The sequence below is a fragment of the Bacteroides acidifaciens genome, from assembly GCF_024623065.1.
Taxonomy (GTDB): Bacteria; Bacteroidota; Bacteroidia; order Bacteroidales; family Bacteroidaceae; genus Bacteroides; species Bacteroides acidifaciens.
In genome coordinates this window covers 1-20,065 of the sequence record NZ_JANJZR010000077.1, presented here as the reverse complement: position 1 = coordinate 20,065, position 20,065 = coordinate 1, and the positions used below count along the sequence as shown (strand labels likewise).

Genomic DNA, 20,065 nt, shown 5'->3' with positions numbered 1-20,065 from the left:
GAAAGGGAGACTTTTTATTGTGTGGACTATTATTTAAATTGAGGAAAAAGATGAGGGGGGCTTTTTAGTCAGCCCCATGCTGATATTAAGTTTGCCCTCGTTGCTTCTGGATTAGTTCGTCCGTCTTAGAGATTACAGAAAAAAGAGACGAAAACCGGAACGCTGATATCAATCAGGATACCGTGCAGGATGGCAATGGGAATCATTTCCTTTCCCGAATATCTGCTGATAGACGGTAACAATACATCCATTGAATTGACTCCGGCTACTGAGATAGGGGCTAGCTTCCCAAAATATTTCTTGATAACCGGAGTGCCCAGTAGAGCCATCATTTCACGGAAGATATTGGTCAGCAGGGCGATAGTTCCCAGTTCCGTAGCCAGTTGAAGGCCGATAGATGGTTCCTTGAATTGGGTGATGAGGATAGAAGAAAGCGAGTAATATGCAAATCCGCTTCCCACTGCCATACAGTCGAATACACTCCATTGACGCAGGAACAGGCTTGCCAGGGCCGAGAATAACAGTGTGCCGATAATTGTCCCCAAAGGAATCAATAACATTTTGGGATGCAGATGTGAAACAATAGCTTTCAGACTCTTGTTAGAACCAATACTGATTCCCACCTGCAGCATCAATGCGTAGAGTATATACATAGAAACGGTATGTGTATCGAATTCGAACTTATTGAAAAGTCCCATGACACAGCCTACGCAAAAGAATAATATAACAATCAGACTTCCTTTCATTGTTTACCTCCTTGCTTGAAAAATAGTTGTAGTACCAAGCGGGCAGCAATCAGGCTTCCCAATACACCGGATGAAGCAAGAATGACAGCTTGCCATCCGAACTTTCCGAGATTGTTCACAATCAGGCTATTAGAGCCGATAGACACACCGAGAATAAAGAGTAACAAGAATATTGTAAGAGAAATTGTCTTTTCTGTCTTTTGCAAAATACTCCAGTTACGCAATACATAACCGATGCCGATTCCTAAGAACATAGTAGATATAATAGAGAACATATTGTATATATTTTTGGTTAGGTTAAACGAATGATTTGATTACACACTGCACATTTTCAAAAAAGATGATGCATCTTATTGAAAATCAAGTAGGAATACTGCTTATGAGTAACAAAATAAGTCGATAGGCAGTTCCTTTTAAAAAAAGATGGGTGAATTTAGATGAATCCGCTGAACCAATGCACATGCACGCAACTAGAGTTGCAGAAAGAGAATATCCCTGCAAGAGTCGGAGAAGCGTTATGTAATTGTAATATTTGATTCATCACTGACCTTTTTAAATTTTGGTGCAAAGATATGGCTTTATTGCATATTTTCAAAATAAATATGCAATAAAGATAGATTCTTGAAAGGTTGAAGCTGGAAAATACTGTTGTAATAAGTTGGTAATGTGTCCTTTCCCTTATAGAATCTCCCAATCTGAAAGGATCTTTTTTAGCTTTCGTGGTTCGTATCCAAGCATCGTTTTAGCTTTTTCAATACTCATTCCGCTGAAACGGGGGCGGGGAGTGGCTTCTTTCATCTCTTCCGTAGTGGCAGGATGGATAAGCGAACGGTCGAGATTCAGACAGTCTGCTATCTGGTAAGCAATCTCGGCGATGGTCATACATTCATCCCCACAAATATGGAATATTCCGTTGGTCGTATTTTCTATTAGGAGTTGTATTCCGTACGATACGTCTCCGACATAAGTCGGGGTTCGCCATTGATTGGATACAACGCGAATCTCTTGTCCGGCTTTCAAACGGTTCATCACTAATTGGACGATATTTCCATGCTGACCTGCCAATGCTTTGCCATAAACAATTTCCACCCGAACTATTGCGTAGTTGCTGCAAATCCCGACAACCTTTTCTTCGCCTTTCCATTTGGTAAATCCGTAATAATTCACGGGAGCGGGAACGTCTTCTTCTGTATATAATTGTCCGGTATGCTCATCCATCTTTCCATCAAAGACGAAATCGGTGGATAGATGGATGAAACGGCTTTTGTATTCCTCACAGAGATGTGCCAGTTGCTCTACTGCCGTAACATTGGTAAGATAAGCTTCTTCGTGGTGCGTCTCGCAATAATCGGGGACGGACAGAGCGGAACAGTTGACGACTACATTGGGATGAACTCTTTTGAAAAGGTCTTTCACAGCCGCCGCGTCCCGTATATCAGTTTCAATGAAATGATAGCTTCCGGCCTTGTCCGGAGTTGGAAGAATATCCGGGTGCAGGGAGCATCCGGTGACGTTATATTGTTTATGAGCCAACAAATCATTCAATAGTTGGCGTCCGGTAAATCCGTTAGCGCCGATAATCAGTATTCTTTTCATTGTTTCTTTTTAAGCAGTTTGAGTATGGACATAAAAAAAGGAGCAACGCCTTGCTCCAACCTTTGTTAACCTTAAATCTAATACTATGAAAAACACATTGCAAAGGTACGTACTTTTGTGATATCTGCAAATAATCCAAGAAAAAAAGTATGTTTCATAACATAGATTAAGAATTTGAACTTCCAATTCTATTCTTATTAAACACTTTTTTTAATTAGGCATCCTAAAATCATTCGGTGAACACCCGGTAATTTTCTTGAATAGCCTGCTGAAATATTGCGGATTCTGAAACCCAAGCTCCTGTGTTATCTGACTAAGTGGCTTATCGGTATTTGTCAGCCACTCTTTCGCTTTCTCGAAGCGTTTGAACTGGACATACTCTTTAAATGATTTCCCTGTTTCATATTTCAATAAATCATTGAAATATTCAGAAGATAAATGAAGGAGTCCGGCATATGTCTCATTCGAAAGCATATCGAAAGTCTGGGCAGGCTTCGTTTCAAAATGACTATCGAGGATTTTATCGAACCGTTCGATAATCTGTTTATTCACTTCGTTGCGTGTAATAAACTGGCGTTCGTAGAAACGCATACAGTAATCAAGCAATAACTCGATGTTACGGACGATAAGCTGCTTGCTATGCTTGTCGATAGGATGCTCCAGTTCCAGTTTTATCTTATGGATACAATCGGTTACGATTTCTTTTTCCTGGTCGGAGAGATGAAGTGCTTCGTTCACCTCATAAGAGAAAAAGTATAGTTTTTAATCGTCTGCCCCAATGACGTTCCCCGGATTAAATCAGGATGGAATAAAATGCCGATAGAATTTGTCCGTGGAGTTGTCGTATTTCGTTTGTCCACTCCGGTGACCTGTCCGGGAGCCATGCAGACCACTGTCCCTTCCTGATAATCGTAATACTTGCGGCCATATCTGAGGTCACCGCAGTTCGCTTCCTTTAGAAATAAACAATAGAACCCGATATTCATGCGGATGTATTCGACCGTCCTTGTGGACTTTGCGAATTCAACCACATTAACTAACGGGTGCAACGTTTCCAGACCAAACAGTTGGTCGTATTGGTCAATAGTCTCAATTTTAGTTATTTCATCCATAGTGCCTTGTTATTTATCTTCTGACACAAAGATAAAACATTTCGATATATCTTTCTCATTCTGATATTCAAATCAGTAATAAGGGTACAAGAATCTGTAATTTGTATACTACAGCAAATTAATACCAACGATTGGCGGAAATGAACCATAGAATTGATATATTTGTTCCACAGAATTTAAAGACCTATTTTTATGAAAGTATTATTCATTGGTGGAACAGGTACAATCAGTACCGATGTCGTTGCATTGGCACAACAAAGAGGGTGGGAGATTACCCTTCTCAACCGCGGTTCGAAAAAGATGCCAGAAGGAATCCGCGGCATCCTTGCAGATATAAACGATGAAGACGCTGTGGCAAAAGCCATCGCAAATGAAAGTTACGACGTAGTTGCCCAATTCATAGCCTACACGGCAGAAGATGTGAAGCGTGACATTCGTCTGTTTCATAATAAGACCAGGCAATATATCTTTATCAGCAGTGCTTCCGCCTATCAGAAACCATTGGCTGATTACCGCATAACAGAGAGCACCCCTTTGTCAAATCCCTATTGGCAATATTCGCGAAATAAGATAGAAGCGGAAGAAGTACTGATGGCAGCTTATCGGTCGGATGGATTCCCGGTAACCATTGTCCGCCCCAGTCACACCTATAATGGCACGAAACCGCCTGTCAGCGTACATGGAAACAAAGGCAACTGGCAGATTTTAAAACGTATTCTCGACGGAAAACCTGTGATTATCCCCGGTGACGGGACATCTCTGTGGACATTGACACACTCCAAGGACTTTGCCGAAGGATATGTAGGACTGATGTTAAATCCCCATGCCATAGGGAATGCCTTTCATATCACTACCGATGAAAGCATGACCTGGAATCAGATTTACCAAACGATTGCCGATGTTTTAGGAAAACCTTTGAACGCATTACACGTTCCTTCCGATTTCCTTGCCAGTCATGGAGAAAATTATGATTTCAGAGGTGAACTGCTGGGAGACAAAGCAGCTACCGTTGTCTTTGATAATTCGAAGATAAAACGTCTCGTGCCTGATTTTATTTGCCATATTTCCATGGCGGACGGTCTGAGACAATCTGTACACTATATGCTTACCCATCCTGAATCTCAAACACCCGACCCGGAATTTGATTCATGGTGTGACCGTATAGCCGGTTCGATGAGGGCTGCGGACGAAGCTTTTCTAAGGGACTCCCGTTAATTTTTTCCAGTAACCGATTCCCTTAGGATTGTCGATTCCTTTTGGGTTTTAGTAGGGGACATTGCGCCCCTGCTGCACTTCAATCCGTATGCCGAAATTACCATTGGCGGATTTTAGCTCGAATGCACCCCGGAAATTATTTTTTTCCCAAGGCATAGCGCTCCGGTTGGGTATTCTCCAACCGTCTTTATCATAATCTCCATACGTATTGATTCTCATTCCATTTTTCAGCTTGAAAGAGCCCATCTGCATAAATTGCGGAGAAGAAGACAATCCCCAACCATATCTATATCCGAAACCGGAAAAAGAAGAGGAAGAAAAAGCATTCGTAAATCCCTGCGTATAGGTAGCATCCGTATTGAAACGGAATATCTGATTGTAGTCTTTACTCAAATCAGGCATACTCAAATCAAACTTAGGCAGTTGGGGAGCAGTGACATTCATCAATCCCATATCCAGTAAGAAACCGCCGAACTCTTTTACATTGGCTGACGGGGCACGACGAATACTATCGGAAGGAATTTCCGACTGTGCGGATGCAAAACCGACTGATAATGCCAGCGAAAGAAATAGAATCAGTTTTTTCATCTTCGTAAAGGTTGATTTACGACAAAGATAGAAATTTTCAGCCTGACTACCCACCTTCGTTATATTTTCTTAGAGAAAAACTCCTTAAAACATGCTGACATTATTTAGATGCCAGTTTAAGTAGCAATCAATTTATATCCGATTCCCCGTACATTTACGATACGAATCTGTTCGTCTGACGAGAGCTTATGACGTAATTTCGTGATAAACACATGCAGGCTCCGGGAATTGAAGAAGCTGTCATCTCCCCAAAGTTCGAGCAATACATCCTGCGTGTTAACTACCTGGTTACGATTCTCACACAACCGTTTCAAAATCTCCGATTCACGATGAGAGAGTTCCTGTTTCACTCCGGCATGCAGCAATGTCTGTGCTATGGGATCGAACAGATAACTCCCAATCTCGAAACGGTTGGAAGTTTTATTTTCAGAGAAAAGGAATGCTTTCCCCATAAGCGCCTTGATACGGATAATCAACTCCTGCATGCTGAAAGGCTTCTTCAGATAATCATTGGCACCGAGCTCAAAGCCTTCCACCACATCATTGATGCCCGAACGGGCAGTCAGGAACAGGACAGGGGTCTGCTTGTCCGTCTGACGAATTCTACGCACCATTTCGAAACCATCCATTTTGGGCATCATAACATCTGCCACCAATACATCCGGCCGGAGTTCGAAGAAAAGGCGCAGCCCTTCCTCTCCATCGGCGGCTGTATGGATAATGAATCCACTATCTTCAAGCGTATCTTTGATAATCATGGCGAGAGTCAGCTCGTCTTCTACCAGCAGTACTGTTATTTCGTTTTTGCTCATGACCCAAGTGTTTTATAGAGTTCAAGTGTATTTTATAGAGTGATGGTAAATATACTTCCTTTTCCCGGTTCGCTTTTTACGGTAATCGTTCCGCCGTGTTTCTCCACCATGCTTTTCACATAGAAAAGTCCCAGTCCATACCCTTTAACATTGTGAAGATTGCCTGTCGGAACCCGGTAAAACTTATCGAATATATGCTTCTGTTTATCCAAAGGAATCCCGATTCCCCGGTCGGCGATACTGATTGTAACCGTCTGCTCCGTCTGCCGGCAACGAATGGTAATATCGGCTCTCTCTTTCGAATACTTCACGGCATTGTCTATCAGGTTACTGATAATATTACTGAAATGTGTCCGGTCTACTACGATAGTCAGTGTCTCCGGTTCAATCTCCAAAGTTATCTGCGCCGGCTTGTCCGCCTTCAGTTGGTGCTGTTCCACCAATGAAACGATCAACTCTTTCAGATTGACCTCTTCGGGATGCAGGCGGAAAGTCTTGCGGCGTTCCATACTCATAGATAAAATCTGTTCTACCAAACTACTCAAACGTTGCAACTGTTCCTGGCAGATACGCAGATATTGATCCCGTTTCGTCTTTTCTTCCGCCTGATTAAAATTGAGTAACGCATCATTCGCCGCGTAAGCCACCGCAATCGGCGTTTTCAGTTCATGCGTGATATTATTGGTAAAATCACTTTTTATTTCTTCCAATGTCTTTTGCCGGAGTAGCGTCCGGATAAGAAACCAAAAGGAGAATCCTAAAATAAGTAGAATAATGAAAGAAGTAGTCAGAATTCCCGTCATATGTTTCCATACCAGTGAATCGACAGGTTCAAAGACAAGCTGGTAACGCTGACTGCGACTCATGTTAAAGTTGTAATCGTAACGAACCGCCCGTGGAGTAGGGATGTAACTGCTGTCTCCCGCCATACCGACAGTATCAATATACATAACGGTGGAATCCGCATTCCTTCCGGTATGAATCAATAAAGTATGATGCGGAATTTCAAGTTCATGTTCCTTCAGCACATTGTTGAGCAGACTGTCATATCGTTGCAGGTTAATGTCGATATACGTATCTACTCCCGCATGGATACCTTGCTGAATACTAAGCAGCAGTTCCTTCAAAGAATCCTGCTTCTTCAATAAAACGTCCAGTCCGCTTTCACTGGACGCAACTGCCCGTGCTTCGTCACTTCCTGTATCCGTCCTTACCGTGTCGGCTATTGTCTCCGTCCGTGAATGTAGCGTATCCTTATAAGTACTGTCCGTATAAGAAATCGTCTGACTTGTCACTAATGAATTACCGTCCGCGCCATATCCGGCAGACACCGTCACCGAGCCATGCTCCACATTATCCTTCTGAAGTTCATTCACCCGGAGCACTATCTCGTTGAAGTCACTCGTACGCATGGCATCCCTGATGGTATTTTCCATATCCTGCTTCATAGTCCGGTAAAGCCCTGTCAACCAATAAGCCTGATAGACAAAGATACCCGCTAACGAGCAAATGACTAGAATAACGATATGTTTCAATGGTAATTTCATACCCGCAAAGATAAGAGGAAACAATTATATCCCTTCTCTTTGATAAGACTAAATAACACTAGATAAGCGGGCGATAACGCAAAGTCTCGCTTTTTCTGCCGTATTTTGCAGAGTACCAAAATTAATGAAATACGAAATGAAACGAATCAGTTTACTACTTCCGCTTTGCGTCTGCGCATGGATGCCGGTAGCGGCACAGCAGGAACAGCAAATGCAAGCCCCTGCGGATAGCGTGAAAAATATAGCTTACATCGACAGCATATTCAAAGAACTGCCCGAAGTAATGATAACCGGCGAACGCCCCATCGTTAAGGCGGAACAGGGAAAACTGGTCTATGACCTTCCGAGACTGCTAGGCAACCTGCCCGTAGACAATGCCTATGACGCCGTGAAAAACCTTCCGGGAGTCATGGACTTGGGGGAAGGACTGATGCTGGGCGGTCAGGAAGTAACCGTCGTTATCAATGGAAAAGTGACCACCCTGTCTACCGGACAATTAAACGCATTATTGAAATCAATCCCCGTCAGCCGGATCGAAAAGGCGGAAGTGATGTACTCCGCTCCGGCACGTTACCAAGTCCGGGGTGCTATGATAAACCTGGTACTGGCTTCAGGCACAGGACACGAACCTTCCCTTCAGGGAGAACTCTATACCGCTTTTAATCAAAACCATTTCGAATCCTTGGCAGAGCGTGGAAGCCTTCTTTATTCCGGCCGTAAATTCTCTACTGACCTTCTTTACTCTTACTCTTACGACCGCGACCGGAGAGAGACGGACAAAGAAGCGCTTCACACGCTTGCCGACGGTTCAACACATCAGATGGATATGTATGAAAACACAATCTCCCGTAACAACAGCCATCAGATACGTCTCGGAATGGATTATGCCTTTACAGACCAACATCTGCTCAGCCTTGTATATACAACAGCCTTTACAGACTCCAAACATAATGCCACAGTGACCGGCGCACAAAACTCATTGACAAACTCGCACGCGGACAATCAGCTCCATAACACGAAACTCGACTATCAAACCCCGTTCGGCCTGAAAGCCGGCGTGGAATTTACCTATTACCGTTCTCCCGGCAGTCAACTTCTATACAGTACGCTGGGAAATGAAACCATGAACTTCCTAAGCCGAGATAACCAGCGAATCAACCAATGGCGTTTCTATGCCGGACAAGAACATACCTTGGGCAAGGACTGGGGGTTGAACTATGGTATGGCATACACGACCGCCTTAGACCATAGCTTCCAAAGATACTACGAACCCGGAACTGAAACCCTGCTGCCTGACAATAACATGCAGTCCCACCGCCGTGAACAAACCCTCAACTTCTACGCCGGCCTAAGCAAAAGCTTCGGGCAGAAATTCTCGGCGGATATCTCTTTAGCGGCCGAACAATATCATACGGACATTTGGAATGAATGGAGCTTCTACCCGGTTGCCAACCTTACTTATACTCCCGCCGCCGGACACATGCTGCAACTCTCATTAAGCAGCGATAAGGAATACCCCGAATATTGGAGCGTACAGAATGCCACCTCTTATATGGGCGCTTATTCCGAAATCCAGGGCAATCCCCTGCTCAAACCCGCCGCGAATTATGAAACGACACTTAGCTATATCTTAAAAGGCAAATACGTCTTTTCCGCCTATTGCAACTATACGAAAAATAATGAGATGCAGACCCTTTACCAATCTCCCGACCGCCTGGTAGAAATCTATAAATTTTTCAACTTCGACTTTTCAGAACAGGCAGGAATTATGATGGCCGTTCCGTTTAAAATAAAGAATTGGCTGGATTCCCGCCTGACGGCAGTCGGACTTCGTTACCACCAAAAGGACAGCGATTTTTGGGATATTTCGTTCGACCGCAAACTCTATACATTTGTGCTGACCATGAACAATACCTTCACCCTCTCCACCAAACCGGATTTGAAGCTGACCCTGACCGGCTTTTATCAAAACAAAATGATACAGGGAACATTCGACCTTCCCCGTTCGGGAAACCTGAATACAGCACTGCGTTATACTTTCGCCAAGGGCAAGGCGCAACTCACACTGAAATGCGATGACATATTCAATACCTCTACCATTTCCACACGCATCCGTTTCGGCAATCAGAACGTGAAGAACCATTATATGAGAACAACACGTGAGTTCGGCATTTCTTTCAACTATAAATTCGGCGGATATAAAGAGAAAAAACGGGAAGAAATTGATACTTCCCGTTTTAAATAAACTTATGATACGGATGCTTTCCAAGTTTCGGCATACTCTTCCAGTACCCGCTTGATGCTCTGCCCGATTCTAACATAATCGTTTTCATTCAGATTGGCAAGCGATACGCGGACACTCCATTTCGGGCCGGCGAAACCACCACCGTCTGCGCAAGTACAGGAACATTGATACCTGCACGCTTGATGCTGCGGATGCTGACACCATGCATGAATTTCTGTGCCCGGATCGTCGCAATCTTTTCTCCCGCGAAAGTCCGGTGAGTAACCATGACCGGCAACGTCTCCGCCGGAAAATCGAGTAACTGTGCATCCACCACTTCCGGCCCGATCCAATCTTCTTCACCGATAACGAACTCTCGTCGTCCGCTCAATACTACTTCATCGCCCGGTTGGAGAATCATGTCAAGACTGACTTCCTTTACAACTCCCTGCTGGCGAACCCGTTCCACCACGGGACGAAGGGCAGGAGAGAATCCCGGTTCATCTACTTCCGAAGTCCCCATTTGTGCTTCCAATGCTTTGCAATCCGCCTTTACCTTGTCCAGTCCACCCAGCATCTTCGGGCCTAGGGAAGCCAAGAGCCATGCCGAGCCTGCCGTACCGAAAATATAAGTCACGGCGTAAGCCACCGGAATGGCATTGATATACGTAGCCTTCTGCGCTTCGCTGATACCCAACTGATTGATTGTGTCGCTTGCCACACCGATAACGGCTGAAATAGTCTGTGAACCCGCCAGTAATCCGGCAGCTTCCCCCACATGCTACCCCATGATTTTGGCCAGTATCCACGGGGCTATCAGGCTGACAATACACATCAGCACGGCGAATCCCACTTGTGGTAACCCATCTTTTTTCAGCCCGCGAAAGAATTGCGGGCCTACCTTATAGCCTACGGCAAATAAAAAGAGCAGAAAAAATACGGCTTTCATCGGGCCGTCTACGGTAATATTCAGTTGTCCCACCAATACTCTTACAAGAAGTACGCTGGTTACCGTTCTTGAAGAAAACTTCCTTATTCTGATCCTGCCCAACCGAAATCCAACAGTTATTGTGCGGAAAGAGTTTGTTACTCGACGCAGATTTGTTACTTTTGCAACTTCAAAATAAAACTAACCATATTCTGTATGAAATCAGACATAGAAATAGCTCGTGGCATTGAGCTGAAGAAAATAAAGCAGGTTGCCGAAAGCGTCGGAATCCCTCGCGAGGAAGTGGAAAATTATGGTCGCTACATCGCAAAGATTCCCGAACAACTGATTGATGAAGAGAAAGTAAAGAAAAGTAATCTCATCCTGGTCACTGCCATTACGGCAACCAAAGCGGGTATCGGCAAAACTACCGTATCTATCGGTCTTGCTTTGGGATTGAATAAAATAGGAAAGAAGGCGATTGTTGCGCTTCGCGAACCGTCTCTCGGTCCTTGTTTCGGTATGAAGGGAGGAGCGGCCGGTGGCGGATATGCGCAAGTGCTTCCGATGGACAAGATTAACCTCCACTTCACAGGGGATTTTCATGCCATCACCTCTGCCCATAACATGATTTCTGCCTTGCTTGACAATTATCTCTATCAGAACCAGGCAAAAGGTTTCGGATTGAAAGAAATCCTTTGGCGGAGAGTGCTTGATGTGAATGACCGTTCGTTGCGTAGTATCGTTGTCGGTCTCGGACCTAAATCCAACGGGATTACCCAAGAGTCCGGTTTCGATATAACTCCTGCTTCGGAGATTATGGCTATCCTCTGCCTTTCTAAAGACGTGAACGACCTCCGTCGCCGTATTGAAAACATCCTGTTGGGCTTCACTTATGACGACCAGCCTTTTACCGTAAAAGATCTGGGAGTGGCAGGAGCTATCACTGTGTTGCTGAAAGATGCCATCCATCCTAATCTGGTGCAGACTACCGAAGGAACTGCAGCTTTTGTGCATGGCGGTCCGTTTGCTAATATCGCACATGGTTGTAACTCTATTCTGGCCACTAAATTGGCAATGTCTTTCGGCGATTATGTAATTACAGAAGCCGGATTCGGTGCCGATCTTGGTGCAGAGAAGTTCTACAATATCAAATGTCGCAAGAGTGGGCTCCAACCGCGTCTCACTGTGATTGTCGCTACGGCACAAGGATTGAAGATGCACGGAGGTGTCAGTCTCGACCGTATCAAAGAACCAAATATGGAAGGATTAAAAGAAGGATTGCGCAACCTCGACAAGCACGTTCGTAATCTTCGTTCATTCGGTCAGACGGTTATCGTAGCTTTCAATAAGTTTGCGTCCGACACCGATGAAGAAATGGAATTACTGCGTGAACATTGCGAACAGTTGGGAGTCGGTTTTACCATCAACAATGCGTTCACTGAAGGAGGAGAGGGGGCAGTAGACATGGCCCGTCTGGTAGTAGATACAATCGAAAATCAACCGTCCGAACCTTTGCGTTATACATATAAGGAAGAAGATAATATACAGCAGAAGATTGAAAAGGTGGCTACTAATCTTTACGGAGCCAGTGTAATTACTTACAGCAGTATTGCACGCAACCGTATCAAACAGATCGAGAAAATGGGCATCACTCATTACCCGGTTTGTATTGCTAAGACACAGTATTCATTCTCTGCCGATCCTAAGATTTATGGCGCAGTGAACAACTTCGAGTTCCATATTAAAGATATTGTAATCAATAACGGAGCTGAAATGATTGTAGCCATTGCCGGAGAAATTCTTCGTATGCCGGGATTGCCTAAAGAACCGCAAGCATTGCATATCGATATTGTGGATGGAGAAATAGAAGGATTGAGCTGATTATACTTAAGTATACGCTTAAAGAACATTTGTCCTGGCGCTACGCTGGTAAAAATAAATCCCCGTCTTTCCCTATAAAATGAATGTGGAAAGACGGGGATGACTGTATATAGAGTCCAGTGCGCTTCTGTTTTCTCTTCTTGCACACTGTACGGTTGAATTCGTACTTGTGTGGGTGATATATGGCATCATATATTTCTTTTATAGTAAGAAAAACGAAATACCGGACAGATGGTTCGAACGGGAACGTTAATAAATAAAAAAAAGGCCTGCTCCTTTCGTAAAAGAGCAGACCTTAAATGGGAATTAGGCTAATAACAGTTTACAATTAGTAGCTTTAAAATTGTGTTTTAGTAAGCAAAAAGAGGATATTTTTTCATTGTCTCATTGACGCGTGCACGTACCTGTGCAATAACTTCCTCATTTTCTACGTTAGACAATACAGTCTCAATCATTTCAGCGATTTCGAGCATCAAGTCTTCCTTAGCTCCACGAGTCGTGATGGCAGGAGTACCCAGACGGATACCGGAAGTCTGGAAAGCCGAACGGCTGTCAAACGGAACCATATTCTTGTTAACGGTAATATCAGCAGAAACCAATGCTTTTTCCGCTACCTTACCTGTCAAATCAGGATATTTGCTACGCAGGTCTACCAGCATGGAGTGGTTGTCTGTACCGCCGGAAACGATGGTAAATCCACGGTCGATCAAAGCCTGTGCAAGTACGGCAGCATTTTTCTGTACTTGTTTAGCATATTTTTTAAATTCAGGTTGCAGGATTTCGCCGAAAGCAACTGCTTTAGCGGCAATTACATGTTCCAACGGTCCGCCTTGGATACCCGGGAAAACGGCAGAATCCAGTAATTGAGACATCATCTTGATCTCACCTTTCGGAGTTTTCTTACCCCACGGATTGGGGAAGTCCTTACCCATCATGATGACACCGCCACGAGGTCCGCGAAGTGTTTTATGTGTAGTAGAAGTGACGATATGTGCATATTTTACCGGGTTTTCAAGTACTCCGGCAGCAATCAGGCCGGCAGGGTGAGCCATGTCAATCATCAGGATAGCGCCTACTTTGTCAGCGATTTCACGCATACGTTTGTAATCCCATTCACGAGAGTATGCAGAACCGCCACCGATAATCAATTTTGGTTTCTCACGAAGAGCGACTTCTTCCATCTGGTCGTAATCAACGCGTCCTGTTTCCTGATTCAGATTATATTCGCAAGGAGTATAGATGATGCCCGAAGTGTTCACCAATGAACCGTGAGACAGGTGTCCGCCGTGTGCCAGATTTAATCCCATAAATTTGTCACCCGGATTCAGAACAGCAAGGAAAACAGCAGCATTAGCTTGTGCTCCCGAGTGTGGCTGTACGTTTGCCCATTCAGCGCCGAAAATTTCTTTCAGGCGTTCGATAGCGATTTGTTCGCTTTGGTCTACTACTTCGCAACCTCCGTAGTATCGTTTGCCAGGATAACCTTCTGCGTACTTGTTTGTCAGGCAAGACCCCATTGCTTGCATTACCTGGTCACTCACAAAGTTTTCTGATGCAATCAGCTCGATTCCTTTCAACTGACGTTGATGCTCTTTTTCGATGATGTCGAAAATGATGTCGTCTCTTTTCATTCTTTTATAAGTAAGATTAAATTTCTAATTCGAGATACCTGTTTCAAGCGTACAAAGTTAATGAAAATAAATAAAGAATGAAGGAAGTGCAAGAAAAATGTTAGCGAAAAGCGGGATTTAATGATATTTTATTTCTAAAGGAAGAATCCCAACGAAAAACTTAACGCGCTGTCGCGACGGCGGAAAGTGATATGGCTGACTCCCGTACTACCGTCGGAATTGATATTGTCATACACGATGGACTTGGAAATATTTCCCACTCCTTGTTCATAGCGGAAATCGAAGAAGATACGGGAAATATTGACGCCGATGCCAATCACCGCACTGATATTAAATGGATACAACTTCTCATGAATACCTTTCTGGTCGAAGTTCTTGAAAGTAATTTCGTTCTGCTTCCCCCATAAATAGCGGAGTTTCGGCCCTGCGAAGATAGACATCCCATATGGCCCTTTCTTCACCACATTATACCCGTACAAGATAGGGAAGTCGATACTATGCAGTACGGACTGCACCGAGGCATAATCCGGCTCGATGTCGGGATGCTGCGAGCCCAGCTTGTCAAAAGTAATCTCGCATTTGGTCACATTGTACGATACTTCCGGCTGAATGAAGTGCTTCTTCATATTGATGCGCATAAAAAGGGCTCCGAAATAACCGATTTTATAGTTATTCTGCACCTCGTCAATCGTCACATCCTTAATCTTCAATTCAGATACCATGAACATGGACGAGTTGAATCCCGCCTTGATACCGAAATTTATTTTCTTCGTATTGGGGCGGTCTACCCTATCTGTGTTAAAGTTCTGCCCGAAAGCCATGCAGGCTACAGATAACGAACCGAAAAGAAAGATTTTGCGCAGCATATTCATGGCTATATCGTCCTTAGTTTACGTCTTTTTCTTTTCTACACTCCATCCGAACTTTCCGATTTTCTCTCCCAACTCATAATACCCGCCATGTACATATACCAACGGATTAGCTTCCGCCAGTTCGAGTTTGCCGGTTTCGGGATTCAGGTTCCGGTCGTCGGCGCGTACATTCACCACATCTGCTATGAACATATCATGCGAACCGAGAGAGACAATTTCCTTCACGCGGCATTCGATGCAAAGGGGAGACTCCTCGATGAGCGGTGCATTGACCACAGTACACCGTCCCGGAGTGAGTTTCATCTCTTCGAATTTATGATAATCGCGTCCCGAACGAACCCCGCACCAGTCGGTGGCAAAAGCCATGTCTTTGGTTGTCAGGTTGATAACGAATTCCATATTCCGTTTGATAATCTCATAAGAATGTCGTTCCGGTCGTACGGATATATAGCACATGGGCGGGTTTGTGCAAATCGTACCCGTCCATGCCACAGTGATAATGTTATATTCACTTTCTTCTTTTCCGCAGCTGACTAGTACAGCCGGCAGCGGATAAATCATCGTTCCTGGTTTCCAGTCCTGTTTCAATTTCGATAAAGATTTAAAAATGAGGAATCAAAGAATTCAGAAGATGGTAATTTCTTCACGTTTCTGTTCTTTTTCGCAATAATGGCATTTCACGATGCAATTCTCCTTGTCTATCACGTGGAATAGCGTAGCCATCGGCTCATTGTTCGTGATACATTTCGGATTGGCGCATTTCACGATTCCGCGAAGCTCGTCCGGCATCTGCACTTCCTTCTTTTCCACTACCTCGTAATCACGGATGATATTCAGTTTGACATGAGGCGCAACCACTGAGATACGGTTGATCTCCTCATCGCAGAAAAACTTGTCCGCAATCTTGATGATGCCTTTCTTGCCCAGCTTCTTGCTTTCGAGATTGAATCCGATAGTGATATTGCTTTTCATTTGTTCTACGCCAAGCAGTTGCACTACGGTGAAGAGCTTTTCAGATGGAATATGGTCAATCACCGTCCCGTTCTTAAGGGCGGCCACTTGTAGTTCTTGTTTATTTTCGCTCATAATAAAATATCATTTTTAACGTCATCTAATGTGATACCTAACACATCGCAAAGAATTGCTTCGCGGGCATACAAGCCGTTTTGTGCCTGTTGGAAGTAGTATGCTTTCGGATTATCGTCCACGTCATATGCAATCTCGTTGACACGTGGCAGCGGGTGCAGAATGCGCAGGTTCGGACGGGTATTTTCCAGCATCTTGTTGCGGAGAATATACACGTTCTTCACCCGTTCATATTCCATCAGGTCGGTGAAACGTTCGCGTTGTACACGGGTCATATACAGAATATCGGCATCAGCGATAATCTCTTCGGAGAAGTCCGTATGTTCAACATATTTTATTTGGTGAGTCTTGCAATAGAGTTTGTACTCTTCCGGCATTTTCAGCTCTTCGGGGGCGATGAAATGGAAAGTGGGATTAAAGTGGCGCATTGCCATCAAGAGTGAATGTACGGTACGTCCGTATTTCAAATCGCCTACCAGGAAAATATTCAGGTTCTCCAACGTACCTTGTGTCTTGTAGATAGAGTAGAGGTCAAGCATGGTTTGCGACGGGTGCTGGTTGGCTCCGTCTCCTGCATTGACAATAGGCACCGGAGCCACTTCGCTGGCATATCGTGCCGCTCCTTCGAGATAATGGCGCATGACGATAATGTCCGCATAGTTGCTCACCATCATAATCGTGTCTTTGAGTGTTTCCCCCTTGGAAGAACTGGTTGCTTTGGGGTCAGTGAATCCGATAACCCGTGCGCCGAGACGGTTGGCAGCTGTTTCAAAACTCAGGCGGGTGCGGGTGGAAGGCTCGAAGAACAGGGTTGCTACAACCTTTCCTTGCAATAACCGGCGGTTGGGGTTCATTTCAAACTGCTTCGCCATTTCGAGCATGTAGAGGATTTTTTCTTTAGAATGTTCGGCAATGGTTACTAAACTACTGTTTTCCATTTTGTTATATTTTATGTGGATAGAACTTGTTTTACCGGAGTGTAAAGGTACGAAGAATTTGTGAAAAGCACAGATTTTTCGTACCTTTTTTATCAGCTTTTTATCATCCGGCTTGTTTCCGTCCGCCGGCTAACGCCGCAATGATATATTTCCCCGGCGCTCCGATTTTGCTCCAGGACGTATTGGAAAGCAGTTTCCACACCTGAGTACCTTTCCTGCCATAATCCGACATCCGGAGAATCGTCTGTCTCTCTTTCGGATTCGTCACTTTGTGGCATTTCAGGCTTTCTATCAGCCCGGCTATGTTGTGCGTAGCCTGATTGTAGGCATACTCCGGAATTTCAAACGAAGCATCGTTTCTTTCTTCTTCCTCAGGATTTAGTTTAGTTTGCTTTAGTTTAGTTTGTCCGTAAATGTCCTCATTTTCCGGATTCACGCCCTCTTGAGTCGAAGAAATGTCTGCATTTTCATTGTTCGTCACCTCCTTTTGTTTCCCTTTTCTCCTTTTTGTTTCTAATATATAAGGTAATTGAGAAAAGTCAATTTTCCGCCGTATAGTCGCTTCGAACCATACTTCCTGAATCCGTTCCGAGGTCAGTACACCATATTGCTCGTAAGTCTCCTTATGGAAAAATCCCTTTTCCAATAGCAGTTCCATAATCTTTACCATCATTTCCTCATTAATCCCGCCACCCACTTTACGGACGAAAATCAGGCTTTGTTCTTTTCCCCAGGAGATGTAATATCCCTCTTTATAGATTTTGCAAAGTAATCGCAGAACGACATAAGAGGCTAAAACGCCAAATTTTGCTTCCAGCAATTCTATAGTTTCTTCATCGAAAAAGTTGGCCGGGGTAGGGAAATAGGAGATTCCTTTGTTTATTATACTCATTGTTTAATGTTTTTTTACTATAAATTAAACGATTGCTTTCCAATCCATCAGGTTACTGATTCTGAATCTTCTCCATCCTTGTTGTTCTTCACTCCAGTAGACAACAGACTCCTGCTTTACTGTTAACTTGAACTCCCGATGAAAGAATTTTTCGTATCCCACCAGCGTGCCTTTTTCCAGGCAGAATGTTCCGTCTTGTTTCTGAAAAGCTATCATTACATTTCCATATAGCATGCGTTTTACCAGTCCCATACACTTCAGTACGATTCTTTCCGCACATATTTCCGAAATTCCTTTTTCGGCGGCAATACGTTTTTTCCATACTGACATGTAGTCCTCAGACTTTTTTTTCTTACAATTTCTTCTCATTGTCTAAATTTTTTTGATTTGATCACTCGTGTTTATTGCATAAACTTCTCCCTCTCGGGATAGTGACGGTATGCTGCAGATATAGCGTCACTATCCTCGTCTCATAGTGACGCCATCGCGACCGGATAGCGTCACTATTTTTCTGGTAAAAGTTTACTGTTTTTCAGCCGGCGGAAAACGATGGCAAAAGTAGAGTTTGCATCTCAATCGCACAATTATTTTTGTAAAAACTTATTAGAACCTTTCTCTTTAGCCTGTCTTTCCTTTTCTTCCTGCTGCTCCCGGAGAACTCCTCTGATTACGGATAACTCTGTTTCTATACTGCTGACTTCCATTAACTTATACCCACCTTGCTTTGGGACGTACAAGTGCTCTTTTTCATGGATGTGTTTGGCTAAATCTTTTAGCTTTTTGGAGTATTTCATATGGACATCTCCCTTGTCAAATTTTTGCAGATATACCGTGAAAAGTGCCGTTTCATCTCCGGTCAGCCCACCTCTTTTTTCCAGTTCATCTCTGCTGATGATTTCCGTTTTCTTACATCTGTCGCCACTCTTTTTCCGATTTTGGACATTGTTTTTTACTCGAGTTTTCGCTTCTCTTTTGGGTGTCTTTTTACTAGTCATAATTTGCTAATTTTTACTTTAGTTAAAAATATTAAATATTGAAACATACTTTGGCAAGTGTGCGATAAAGCTGCGAAAAGATTTGTTTTTTTGCCGCTTGCCAAATGGTATATATATAAAATAACTAGTAATGCAAATGACAAGTAAAAATGGATTTAGCCGGTGTGGAGAGCTCTACATCGGTCGTTTGCGAGAGGAGGGGCGCCATTCCACGGCGCATGTTTATAAAAACGCCCTCTTTTCTTTCAGCAAATTCTGCGGCATGTCCAATGTGTCGTTCAGACAAGTCACCCGTGGACGTTTACGATGCTACGGGCAGTATCTTTATGAGTGTGGCTTGAAGCCCAATACGATTTCTACGTATATGCGTATGCTCCGTAGCATTTACAATCGGGGAGTGGAAGCTGGGAATACCCCTTACGTGCCGCGACTGTTCGGTGATGTCTATACGGGGGTCGATGTCCGTCAGAAAAAAGCGTTGCCGATTGACGAACTGCACAAACTTCTGTATGAAGACCCGAAGTCGGAACGTTTACGTCGTACGCAAGCCATTGCCGCCCTGATGTTCCAGTTTTGCGGAATGTCGTTCGCCGACTTGGCTCACCTGGAGAAGTCGTCTTTGGACAGCAATGTGTTGCGTTATAACCGTGTCAAGACCAAGACTCCCATGAGCGTAGAGGTGTTGGACAGCGCAAGGGAGATGATTGAGCAACTACGGAACAAGCAGGATTCTTTGCCCGATTGCCCGGATTATCTGTTTGATATTCTCCGTGGCGACAAGAGACGGAAAGATGAGCGTGCTTTCCGGGAATATCAGTCCGCTCTCCGCCGGTTTAATAGTAATTTAAAGGATTTGGCAAGAGCGTTGCATCTGAAATCTCCGGTTTCTTCCTATACGCTCCGCCATTCCTGGGCTACTACTGCCAAATACCGGGGAGTCTCAATTGAAATGATTAGTGAATCATTGGGGCATAAATCTATAAAAACCACACAAATCTA

Annotated in this window: 18 protein-coding genes and 2 pseudogenes; 4 read left to right on the top strand and 16 right to left on the bottom strand. The window is 44.1% G+C overall.

Annotated features, from left to right (window positions below):
• Positions 1-125 precede the first annotated feature (125 nt).
• The 4 genes and pseudogenes from NSB03_RS16840 to NSB03_RS16825 form a co-directional block, all read right to left on the bottom strand.
• Complete coding sequence (locus NSB03_RS16840; RefSeq protein ID WP_024988214.1) at positions 126-746, bottom strand: LysO family transporter; 621 nt, start codon at positions 744-746, stop codon at positions 126-128.
• Positions 743-1,021: a LysO family transporter gene (locus tag NSB03_RS16835; protein WP_024988215.1), complete on the bottom strand. Its 279-nt coding sequence runs from the start codon at positions 1,019-1,021 to the stop codon at positions 743-745. The genes NSB03_RS16840 and NSB03_RS16835 overlap by 4 nt, the downstream gene beginning before the upstream one ends.
• A gap of 403 nt (positions 1,022-1,424) precedes the next feature.
• Positions 1,425-2,342: an SDR family oxidoreductase gene (locus tag NSB03_RS16830; protein WP_024988216.1), complete on the bottom strand. Its 918-nt coding sequence runs from the start codon at positions 2,340-2,342 to the stop codon at positions 1,425-1,427.
• Positions 2,343-2,552: 210 nt separating this feature from the next.
• A pseudogene (locus tag NSB03_RS16825) lies at positions 2,553-3,454 on the bottom strand (helix-turn-helix domain-containing protein).
• Positions 3,455-3,646: 192 nt separating this feature from the next.
• Here NSB03_RS16825 and NSB03_RS16820 point away from each other — a divergent pair.
• A complete protein-coding gene (locus NSB03_RS16820; protein ID WP_024988217.1) occupies positions 3,647-4,669 on the top strand; it encodes an SDR family oxidoreductase in 1,023 nt (340 codons plus the stop codon).
• 48 nt (positions 4,670-4,717) lie between these two features.
• Here NSB03_RS16820 and NSB03_RS16815 read toward each other — a convergent pair whose 3' ends face one another.
• The 3 genes from NSB03_RS16815 to NSB03_RS16805 all read right to left on the bottom strand — a co-directional run bounded on the left by NSB03_RS16815 (position 4,718) and on the right by NSB03_RS16805 (position 7,616).
• On the bottom strand, positions 4,718-5,257 hold the full coding sequence (locus NSB03_RS16815) for a hypothetical protein (protein WP_024988218.1): 540 nt from the start codon (positions 5,255-5,257) through the stop codon (positions 4,718-4,720).
• A 116-nt stretch (positions 5,258-5,373) separates the two neighbouring features.
• Complete coding sequence (locus tag NSB03_RS16810; protein WP_022138014.1) at positions 5,374-6,069, bottom strand: response regulator transcription factor; 696 nt, start codon at positions 6,067-6,069, stop codon at positions 5,374-5,376.
• A 32-nt stretch (positions 6,070-6,101) separates the two neighbouring features.
• On the bottom strand, positions 6,102-7,616 hold the full coding sequence (locus tag NSB03_RS16805) for a sensor histidine kinase (protein ID WP_024988219.1): 1,515 nt from the start codon (positions 7,614-7,616) through the stop codon (positions 6,102-6,104).
• 136 nt (positions 7,617-7,752) lie between these two features.
• On the opposite strand from NSB03_RS16805, the gene NSB03_RS16800 reads away from it, so the two are divergent.
• The gene (locus NSB03_RS16800) at positions 7,753-9,861 is read left to right on the top strand and encodes an outer membrane beta-barrel family protein (RefSeq protein ID WP_257466519.1); all 2,109 of its coding nucleotides are present in this window, start codon (positions 7,753-7,755) and stop codon (positions 9,859-9,861) included.
• 130 nt (positions 9,862-9,991) lie between these two features.
• Here the strand turns inward: NSB03_RS16800 and NSB03_RS16795 are convergent.
• Positions 9,992-10,939: pseudogene (locus NSB03_RS16795) on the bottom strand (aspartate-alanine antiporter-like transporter); the annotation flags it as partial.
• 45 nt (positions 10,940-10,984) lie between these two features.
• On the opposite strand from NSB03_RS16795, the gene NSB03_RS16790 reads away from it, so the two are divergent.
• Positions 10,985-12,652 carry a formate--tetrahydrofolate ligase gene (locus NSB03_RS16790; protein WP_024988220.1) on the top strand — a complete coding sequence of 556 codons (1,668 nt, stop codon included), beginning with the start codon at positions 10,985-10,987 and terminating at the stop codon, positions 12,650-12,652.
• Positions 12,653-13,002: 350 nt separating this feature from the next.
• Here NSB03_RS16790 and glyA read toward each other — a convergent pair whose 3' ends face one another.
• The 8 genes from glyA to NSB03_RS16750 form a co-directional block, all read right to left on the bottom strand.
• The gene (gene glyA, locus NSB03_RS16785; RefSeq protein WP_024988221.1) at positions 13,003-14,283 is read right to left on the bottom strand and encodes a serine hydroxymethyltransferase; all 1,281 of its coding nucleotides are present in this window, start codon (positions 14,281-14,283) and stop codon (positions 13,003-13,005) included.
• Positions 14,284-14,417: 134 nt separating this feature from the next.
• Positions 14,418-15,155 carry a porin family protein gene (locus tag NSB03_RS16780; RefSeq protein WP_024988222.1) on the bottom strand — a complete coding sequence of 246 codons (738 nt, stop codon included), beginning with the start codon at positions 15,153-15,155 and terminating at the stop codon, positions 14,418-14,420.
• 18 nt (positions 15,156-15,173) lie between these two features.
• On the bottom strand, positions 15,174-15,743 hold the full coding sequence (locus NSB03_RS16775; protein WP_024988223.1) for a flavin reductase family protein: 570 nt from the start codon (positions 15,741-15,743) through the stop codon (positions 15,174-15,176).
• A gap of 36 nt (positions 15,744-15,779) precedes the next feature.
• Positions 15,780-16,241, bottom strand: a complete 462-nt coding sequence (pyrI, locus tag NSB03_RS16770; protein ID WP_024988224.1) for an aspartate carbamoyltransferase regulatory subunit — start codon at positions 16,239-16,241, stop codon at positions 15,780-15,782.
• Entirely contained in the window at positions 16,238-17,179 is a 942-nt protein-coding gene (gene pyrB, locus NSB03_RS16765) for an aspartate carbamoyltransferase (RefSeq protein WP_121766532.1), read from the bottom strand. Before pyrB ends, pyrI begins: the two co-directional genes overlap by 4 nt.
• A gap of 103 nt (positions 17,180-17,282) precedes the next feature.
• Entirely contained in the window at positions 17,283-18,071 is a 789-nt protein-coding gene (locus tag NSB03_RS16760; protein ID WP_121766533.1) for a DUF4373 domain-containing protein, read from the bottom strand.
• Between the two features lie 24 nt (positions 18,072-18,095).
• Complete coding sequence (locus NSB03_RS16755) at positions 18,096-18,440, bottom strand: SH3 beta-barrel fold-containing protein (RefSeq protein ID WP_024988225.1); 345 nt, start codon at positions 18,438-18,440, stop codon at positions 18,096-18,098.
• A gap of 215 nt (positions 18,441-18,655) precedes the next feature.
• Complete coding sequence (locus NSB03_RS16750) at positions 18,656-19,066, bottom strand: DUF4119 family protein (protein ID WP_024988226.1); 411 nt, start codon at positions 19,064-19,066, stop codon at positions 18,656-18,658.
• A gap of 136 nt (positions 19,067-19,202) precedes the next feature.
• On the opposite strand from NSB03_RS16750, the gene NSB03_RS16745 reads away from it, so the two are divergent.
• A partial coding sequence (locus tag NSB03_RS16745; protein ID WP_306816296.1) for a tyrosine-type recombinase/integrase occupies positions 19,203-20,065 on the top strand: 863 nt, incomplete at its 3' end.

Excerpts from the sequence above, each read along its gene's own strand:
- NSB03_RS16840 (WP_024988214.1), bottom strand. The coding sequence starts at position 746 with ATGAAAGGAAGTCTGATTGTTATATTATTCTTTTGCGTAGGCTGTGTC.
- NSB03_RS16835 (WP_024988215.1), bottom strand. The coding sequence starts at position 1,021 with ATGTTCTCTATTATATCTACTATGTTCTTAGGAATCGGCATCGGTTAT.
- NSB03_RS16830 (WP_024988216.1), bottom strand. The coding sequence starts at position 2,342 with ATGAAAAGAATACTGATTATCGGCGCTAACGGATTTACCGGACGCCAA.
- NSB03_RS16820 (WP_024988217.1), top strand. The coding sequence starts at position 3,647 with ATGAAAGTATTATTCATTGGTGGAACAGGTACAATCAGTACCGATGTC.
- NSB03_RS16815 (WP_024988218.1), bottom strand. The coding sequence starts at position 5,257 with ATGAAAAAACTGATTCTATTTCTTTCGCTGGCATTATCAGTCGGTTTT.
- NSB03_RS16810 (WP_022138014.1), bottom strand. The coding sequence starts at position 6,069 with ATGAGCAAAAACGAAATAACAGTACTGCTGGTAGAAGACGAGCTGACT.
- NSB03_RS16805 (WP_024988219.1), bottom strand. The coding sequence starts at position 7,616 with ATGAAATTACCATTGAAACATATCGTTATTCTAGTCATTTGCTCGTTA.
- NSB03_RS16800 (WP_257466519.1), top strand. The coding sequence starts at position 7,753 with ATGAAACGAATCAGTTTACTACTTCCGCTTTGCGTCTGCGCATGGATG.
- NSB03_RS16790 (WP_024988220.1), top strand. The coding sequence starts at position 10,985 with ATGAAATCAGACATAGAAATAGCTCGTGGCATTGAGCTGAAGAAAATA.
- glyA (WP_024988221.1), bottom strand. The coding sequence starts at position 14,283 with ATGAAAAGAGACGACATCATTTTCGACATCATCGAAAAAGAGCATCAA.
- NSB03_RS16780 (WP_024988222.1), bottom strand. The coding sequence starts at position 15,155 with ATGAATATGCTGCGCAAAATCTTTCTTTTCGGTTCGTTATCTGTAGCC.
- pyrI (WP_024988224.1), bottom strand. The coding sequence starts at position 16,241 with ATGAGCGAAAATAAACAAGAACTACAAGTGGCCGCCCTTAAGAACGGG.
- pyrB (WP_121766532.1), bottom strand. The coding sequence starts at position 17,179 with ATGGAAAACAGTAGTTTAGTAACCATTGCCGAACATTCTAAAGAAAAA.
- NSB03_RS16760 (WP_121766533.1), bottom strand. The coding sequence starts at position 18,071 with ATGAGTATAATAAACAAAGGAATCTCCTATTTCCCTACCCCGGCCAAC.
- NSB03_RS16755 (WP_024988225.1), bottom strand. The coding sequence starts at position 18,440 with ATGAGAAGAAATTGTAAGAAAAAAAAGTCTGAGGACTACATGTCAGTA.
- NSB03_RS16750 (WP_024988226.1), bottom strand. The coding sequence starts at position 19,066 with ATGACTAGTAAAAAGACACCCAAAAGAGAAGCGAAAACTCGAGTAAAA.